Annotated in this window: 5 protein-coding genes, 4 tRNA genes and 1 pseudogene; 5 read left to right on the forward strand and 5 right to left on the reverse strand. The window is 75.4% G+C overall.

All coding sequences use genetic code 11. The annotated features are described in order from the left end of the window. From cobT to E1283_RS29280, 3 genes are all read left to right on the forward strand, one after another. A partial coding sequence (gene cobT, locus E1283_RS29270) for a nicotinate-nucleotide--dimethylbenzimidazole phosphoribosyltransferase (RefSeq protein ID WP_243745188.1) occupies positions 1–1,913 on the forward strand: 1,913 nt, incomplete at its 5' end. A 182-nt stretch (positions 1,914–2,095) separates the two neighbouring features. Further along, positions 2,096–3,307: a uroporphyrinogen-III C-methyltransferase gene (gene cobA / locus E1283_RS29275; protein WP_132821188.1), complete on the forward strand. Its 1,212-nt coding sequence runs from the start codon at positions 2,096–2,098 to the stop codon at positions 3,305–3,307. 2 nt (positions 3,308–3,309) lie between these two features. Further along, a complete protein-coding gene (locus E1283_RS29280) occupies positions 3,310–4,146 on the forward strand; it encodes a TrmH family RNA methyltransferase (RefSeq protein WP_132821191.1) in 837 nt (278 codons plus the stop codon). Here E1283_RS29280 and E1283_RS29285 read toward each other — a convergent pair. Continuing rightward, positions 4,143–5,186 carry a serine/threonine-protein kinase gene (locus E1283_RS29285; protein WP_132821189.1) on the reverse strand — a complete coding sequence of 348 codons (1,044 nt, stop codon included), beginning with the start codon at positions 5,184–5,186 and terminating at the stop codon, positions 4,143–4,145. The genes E1283_RS29280 and E1283_RS29285 overlap by 4 nt on opposite strands. Before the next feature lie 323 nt (positions 5,187–5,509). Here E1283_RS29285 and E1283_RS37605 point away from each other — a divergent pair, with 323 nt between their 5' ends. Beyond that, positions 5,510–5,677, forward strand: a complete 168-nt coding sequence (locus E1283_RS37605; RefSeq protein WP_165956291.1) for a hypothetical protein — start codon at positions 5,510–5,512, stop codon at positions 5,675–5,677. Positions 5,678–5,895: 218 nt separating this feature from the next. Here the strand turns inward: E1283_RS37605 and E1283_RS29290 are convergent. The 4 genes from E1283_RS29290 to E1283_RS29305 all read right to left on the reverse strand — a co-directional run bounded on the left by E1283_RS29290 (position 5,896) and on the right by E1283_RS29305 (position 6,228). Further along, a tRNA-Val gene (locus E1283_RS29290) sits at positions 5,896–5,967 on the reverse strand. Positions 5,968–5,989: 22 nt separating this feature from the next. After that, positions 5,990–6,061 (reverse strand) — tRNA-Val (locus E1283_RS29295). Position 6,062: 1 nt separating this feature from the next. After that, a tRNA-Cys gene (locus E1283_RS29300) sits at positions 6,063–6,133 on the reverse strand. Positions 6,134–6,155: 22 nt separating this feature from the next. After that, a tRNA-Gly gene (locus E1283_RS29305) sits at positions 6,156–6,228 on the reverse strand. 111 nt (positions 6,229–6,339) lie between these two features. Between E1283_RS29305 and E1283_RS29310 the strand changes: the two are divergent. Further along, positions 6,340–6,523: pseudogene (locus E1283_RS29310) on the forward strand (chorismate-binding protein); the annotation flags it as partial.

The raw sequence follows: 6,523 nt of genomic DNA on the forward strand, positions 1-6,523 counted from the left end.
GTATAAGAGACAGGCCGGCGGCAGCGCCCGCCCCCGAGGCGCCGGCCGAGGCCGAGGTCGAGACCGCGCCCGCCGTCGAGGGCCCCGCGCCGGCCGCACCATCCGCGACGCCCCAGCCTCAGCCCCAGCCGGAACACGAGCCCGAACCCGAGCCCACCGGCCAGGCACCGGCCGAGGCGCCGCACGGCGCCCCCTACTCGGAGTCCGAGCGCGAGGCCGTGCACCGGCTGATGCGCGAACGGCGCGACGTCCGCACCGGGTTCCGCGCCGACCCGATCCCGCACGAGGTGCTGATCCGCGTGCTGGAGGCCGCCCACACCGCGCCCAGCATCGGCCTGGCGCAGCCCTGGGACTTCGTCATCATCAGGTCGGAGGAGACCCGGCGGACGGTGCACGACATCGCCGTCCGGCAGCGCGAGTCCTACACGGCCTCGCTGCCCAGGGCGCGCGCCCGGCAGTTCGCCGAGCTGAACGCCGAGGCCGTCGTCGACGCGCCGGTCAACATCGTCGTCACCGCCGACCCGACCCGTGGCGGCCAGCGGCCCGCGGGGCAGGTCGGCCGGCCCGGGCTCGCGCCGTACTCGACCGCGCTGGCCGTCGAGAACCTGTGGCTGGCCGCCCGTGCCGAGGGCCTCGGCGTCGGCCTCGTCGGCTTCCTCGACGACCGCGAGTTGACCCAAGCCCTCGGGCTGCCCGACCACCTCGAGATCATCGCCTACCTCTGCGTCGGCTACGTCGACCCGCTCCCCGCCGAGCAGGATCCGGCCCAGGGCGCCCCCGCCCAGCGCCGCCCGCTCTCCTGGGTGGTGCACGAGGAGAGCTACGGCCGCCGCGCGCTGCCCGGCGCCGAGCCGCACGACCTGCTCAGCGAGACCCTCGCCGAGATCCGCCCGCTCGACGCGCACGCCCTCGGCGAGGCGTGGGAGCGCCAGAAACGCATGACCAAACCGGCCGGCGCGCTGGGCGCGTTGGAGGTCATCTCCGCCCAGCTGTGCGGGCTCTCCCGCAGCTGCCCGCCACCGGTGCCCGAGCCCGCGGCGGTGGCGATCTTCGCCGGCGACCACGGTGTGCACGCCCAGGGCGTCACCCCCTGGCCGCAGGAGGTCACCGGCCAGATGGTGGCCAACTTCCTGGCCGGCGGCGCCGTCAGCAACGCGTTCGCCACCCAGGTCGGCGCCGAGATCTGCGTGATCGACGTCGGCGTCCGGGGCGAGCTGCCGGCCAGGCCCGGGTTGATGCCGCGCAAGGTGCGCGCCGGCACCGCCGACCTCACGACCGGCCCTGCCATGAGTCGCGAGGAGGCACTGCGCGCCATCGAGGTGGGCATCGAGACCGCCCGCGACCTGGTCGCCGCCGGTAACCGCGCCCTGCTCTGCGGCGAGATGGGCATCGCCAACACCACCGTCGCGGCCGCGCTGATCGCCGTCTTCACCGGTGCCCAGCCCGCCGAGGTGACCGGCCGCGGCACCGGCATCGACGACGAGACGCACGCCAGGAAGGTGGACGTGGTGCGCCGCGCGCTCCAGCACCACCAGCCGGACCCGGCCGACCCGATCGGCGTGCTCGCCGCGGTGGGCGGCCTGGAGCACGCCGCCCTCACCGGCCTGATCCTCGGCGGCGCCTCGCTGCGCGTGCCGGTGATCCTGGACGGGGTGAGCGCCGGCGCCGCCGCGCTCGCCGCCCGGGCCATCGCCCCCGAGGCGGTCTCCGTCTGCATCGCGGGCCACCGCAGCGCCGAGCCCGGCCACATGGCCGCGCTCACCGCGCTCGGCCTCCGGCCGCTGGTCGACCTCGACCTGCGGCTCGGCGAGGGCACCGGCGCGCTGCTCGCGCTCCCGGTGGTGCAGAGCGCGGCCCGGGCGATGCGTGAGGTCGCCACCTTCGACGCCGCCGGGGTCACCGAGAAGAACTGAACCCCCCCGGGCCCCGCACCAGGTTCTATGGTGGGCGGGGGCCCGGGACCAGCACGTTCTCAACCGCTCCAGCGCCGCAGCGGTGGTGGCCGGCCTCGCGGCCGGCCCGACCCAGCCCGGGCGGGCCGGACGAGCCCGCCCACCGACGCCCACCGCCCAGCGCCGAGGAGCCGCACCCCGCCATGTCAGAACACCCCGCCTACCCGGTAGGACTGCGCCTCACCGGCCGCCGCGTGCTGGTGCTCGGCGGTGGCACCGTCGTCCAGCGCCGGCTGCCGGCCCTGCTCGCCGCCGGCGCCGACATCGTGCTGGTCGCCCCCGAGGTCACCCCGGCCGTGCAGGCCATGGCCGAGGCCGGCGAACTCGACTGGCGGCGCCGCGGCTACCGGCCCGGCGACCTGGACGGCGCCTGGTACGCGCTGCTCGCCACCGACGACCCGGCGGTCAACACGGCCGCCTCGGCCGAGGCCGAGGAACGCCGCGTCTGGTGCGTCCGCAGCGACGACGCCGAGGCCGCCACCGCCTGGACCCCGGCGACCGGGCGGGTCGACGGGGTCACGGTGGCCGTGCTCACCGGCCGGGACCCGCGGCGCTCGGCCGCCGTCCGGGACGCGGTCGTCGGGGGGCTGCGGGACGGCACGCTGACCGCGCCCCGTCACCGCGGGCGTTCCGCCGGCGTGGCGCTGGTCGGCGGCGGCCCCGGGGACCCCGACCTGATCACCGTGCGCGGCCGCCGACTGCTCGCCGAGGCCGACGTGGTGATCGCCGACCGCCTCGGCCCCCGCGACCTGCTGGACGAGCTCCCGCCGCACGTCGAGGTCGTGGACGCCGCCAAGATCCCCTACGGCCGCGCCATGGCCCAGGAGGCCATCAACGAGGCGCTGGTCGAGCACGCCAGGGCCGGCCGGTTCGTGGTCCGCCTCAAGGGCGGCGACCCCTATGTCTTCGGACGTGGCGGCGAGGAGGTCGCGGCGCTCGCCGCGGCCGGCGTGGCCGTGACCGTGGTGCCCGGCGTCACCAGCGCCATCAGCGTGCCGGGCGCCGCCGGCATCCCGGTCACCCACCGGGGGGTCGCCCACGAGTTCACGGTGGTCAGCGGGCACGTCGCGCCGGACGACCCCGGGTCGCTGGTCGACTGGCCGGCGCTGGCCGCGCTGCGCGGCACCCTGGTGCTCCTGATGGCCGTCGAGCGGGCCGGCGCCATCGCCGACGCCCTGATCCGGCACGGCCGGCCGGCCGGCACCCCGGTCGCCGTCGTCCAGGAGGGCACCATGGCCGGCCAGCGCCGGGTCGACGCCACACTGGAGACGGTCGCCGCGCGGATCGCCGACGAGGGCGTGCGGCCACCCGCCGTCATCGTCGTCGGCGACGTGGTGCGGGTGGCGGGCGCGTGAGCGTGAGCGAACCGATCGCCGTCACCGATCCGGCCGATCCCCGGCTCGCCGACTACACCGACCTCACCGACGTCGCGCTGCGCCGCCGCCGGGAGCCGGCCGAGGGCCTGTTCATGGCCGAGGGCGAGAAGGTCGTCCGCCGCGCGCTCGCCGCCGGCTACCCGATGCGCTCGCTGCTGCTGACCGCCCGCTGGGTCGAGGCGCTGAGGGACGTCATCGACTCCACCGCCGCGCCGGTCTACCTGGTGAGCCCCGAGCTCGCCGAGCGGGTCACCGGCTTCCACGTGCACCGCGGCGCGCTGGCCGCCATGGGGCGGCGTCCGCTGCCGCCGGCCGCCGAGCTGCTGGCCGGCGCCCGCCGGCTCGCCGTGCTGGAGGCCGTCAACGACCACACCAACGTCGGCGCCGTCTTCCGGGGCGCGGCGGCCCTCGGCCTGGACGGCGTGCTGCTCTCGCCCGACTGCGCCGACCCGCTCTACCGGCGCTCCGTCAAGGTCTCGATGGGCGCGGTCTTCTCGCTCCCCTACGCCCGCCTCGACCAGTGGCCGGCCGGCCTGGCCGAGGTGCGCGCCGCCGGCTTCCGCCTGCTGGCCCTGACGCCGGACGCCCGGGCCGTCGACATCGCCGCCGAGCTGCGGGGGAGTGGCGGCGGACGGCTGGCGCTGATGCTGGGCGCCGAGGGCACCGGGCTGACCCACGGGGCGCTGGCCGCCGCCGACGCCTGGGTGCGGATCCCGATGTCGCACGGCGTCGACTCGCTCAACGTGGCGGCCGCCGCCGCGGTCGCCTTCTACGCGGTGACCACCGCCGCTCCCGACCGCCCGCAGCAGCCGGCCTAGACCGGCCCCTGGCAGCCCTGCGCCGCGGCGATCCCCAGCGCGACCAGCAGCGTCACGGTCACGAAGACGACCAGCCGCTGCCGCAGCAGCCGCCGGTCGAGGCCCCGCCGTGCCGGGGGGCGCCGCTCGGCCGGCCTGGTGGGCGCCGGGCGGGCGGGCCGCCGCTCGGGCGCCGAGCGCTGCTGTGGCGCCCGGGTCAGCACCCGCTGCCCCTCGCCCCTGGCCTCCCGGACGGCGATCTCCTTGAGCCGCAACGACAGCTGCACCGTGCTCGGCCGGTCCTGCTGCGACTTCGCCAGGCACGACCGCAGCAGCGGCGCCAACGCGGCCGGAACTCCGACCAGTTGCGGTTCCTCGTGCACCACCCGGTACAGCATCACCTCGGAACTGCCCTGCCCGAACGGCGAGTCGCCGAGCGCGGCGTAGGCCAGGGTGGCGCCGAGCGAGAACACGTCGCTCGCCGGCGACACCGCCTGCCCGCGCACCTGCTCGGGCGCCAGGAACCCGGGGGAGCCCACCGCCGTGCCGACGTGCGTCAGCGTGCTCGCGCCGGTCGACCAGGCGATGCCGAAGTCGATGATCCTGGGGCCCTTGGGCGACAGCAGGATGTTCGACGGCTTGAGGTCCCGGTGCACGACGCCCGCCTCGTGCACCGCCACCAGCCCCTCGGCGAGCGCGGCGCCGATCGCCGCCGTCTCGGCGGCCGACAGCGGCCCGTCCGACATGACCTTGTCGTGCAGCGAGGGCCCCGGCACGTACTGGGTGGCGAACCAGGGCCGCTGGGCGTCGAGGTCGGCGGCCACCAGCCGGGCCGTGCAGCCGCCCCTGATCCGCCGCGCGGCCGACACCTCGCGCGCGAACCGGGAGCGGAACTCCTGGTCCTCCGCCAGGTCCGGCCTGATGACCTTGAGCGCCACCCGCTGCCCGCGCCGGTCGGAGCCCAGGTAGACGACCCCCATCCCGCCGGCACCCAGCCGCCGGTGGAGCCGGAAGGCTCCGACGACTCGCGGGTCCTCGCGTCGGAGCCGCATCATCGTCATGTCCACCTCGCTGCCCCGTGCTTGTGATGTCGCACAGCTTACGGACTGCCTGGCCCGAGCGACGATAAGGCCGCGCGCTCACGTGGACGAGCCGGTCTTTCCGGACCCCCCTGGGGGAAAACCCCGGCATGTCCCGCTCCTTGTCCACCCTGGGGAGTATCCGAGCAGGTCCGGAGTCATCCTGCGGGAGGCCCCCAGGTCAATACGCCGGGTTGACGTCACGCCCGTCGGCGCCAACTAGTGTGGAGATCAAGCGGCGGGCGCAACACTCGTCCCCCGAGGTCACCCGCCCGCCGCCCCAATCCGAAGACGGGAGCCGAGAGATGGCACGAATCGCGGTGCGGCCCAGCGCGCCACCCGCCGGGCGGCGCCATCCACTGGTCGCGGCGGCCATGGTGCTGCCGCTGGCCCTCGTGCTCGCCGTCGTGATCGGCGGCGTGGAGGCCGTCGTCACACAGGCGTCGTCCGTGGCCGGCATGCTGGGGCGCTGAGCGGCGCCCCAGGCCCGGGAGAGCGGCCCGGGTCGGGGACACCGGCACACAAACCCCGTGGGGACGGGGGTGTGCGGACGGCACATGTGCCCGGGCAGCTGGGGAGCTGCCCGGGCACCGCGCTTTTCTCCCCACCCGCCCCGAGCCGGCGAGCCCAACCGACACACACCGAAGGGCCGGAGAGTCACGACTCTCCGGCCCTTGGTGATGACACCCGGTGCGCGATACTGGGATTGAACCAGTGACCTCTTCCGTGTCAGGGAAGCGCTCTCCCGCTGAGCTAATCGCGCGGGTGGATCCTCACGGATCCAGTGGACGATACTGGGATTGAACCAGTGACCTCTTCCGTGTCAGGGAAGCGCTCTCCCGCTGAGCTAATCGTCCGAGGTGGAGACGGGATTTGAACCCGTGTAGACGGCTTTGCAGGCCGTTGCCTCGCCTCTCGGCCACTCCACCGGATGGGGGCGGGCCCCCTTCGAGCGGACGACGAGACTCGAACTCGCGACATCCACCTTGGCAAGGTGGTGCTCTACCAACTGAGCTACGTCCGCATTTGGTGCCTCCGGCCTCACTTCCGTGCTCCCGGCGACGTCACGAACTCTAGCGGATTCGTCAGCCAGCTCAAACTCGGTATCGAGGCACCCCCACCTAGACTCGCGCATGTGTACGACCTTGCTCCGCTCGCCCGCCTCGGCGGATTCCTGGCCACCGGCCTGCGCGACGTCACCCACGACCCGACCGCGCTGGACTCCAGCGGCTGGTGGGCGGTGGTCGCCGGCTACGACGGGGAGCTGGTCTGCGCCCGGTTCGCGGACGTCCGCCAGGCGCCCCCGCCACCCGTCACGC

The sequence above is a fragment of the Streptomyces hainanensis genome (genome assembly GCF_004348415.1).
GTDB lineage: Bacteria > Actinomycetota > Actinomycetes > Streptomycetales > Streptomycetaceae > Streptomyces > Streptomyces hainanensis.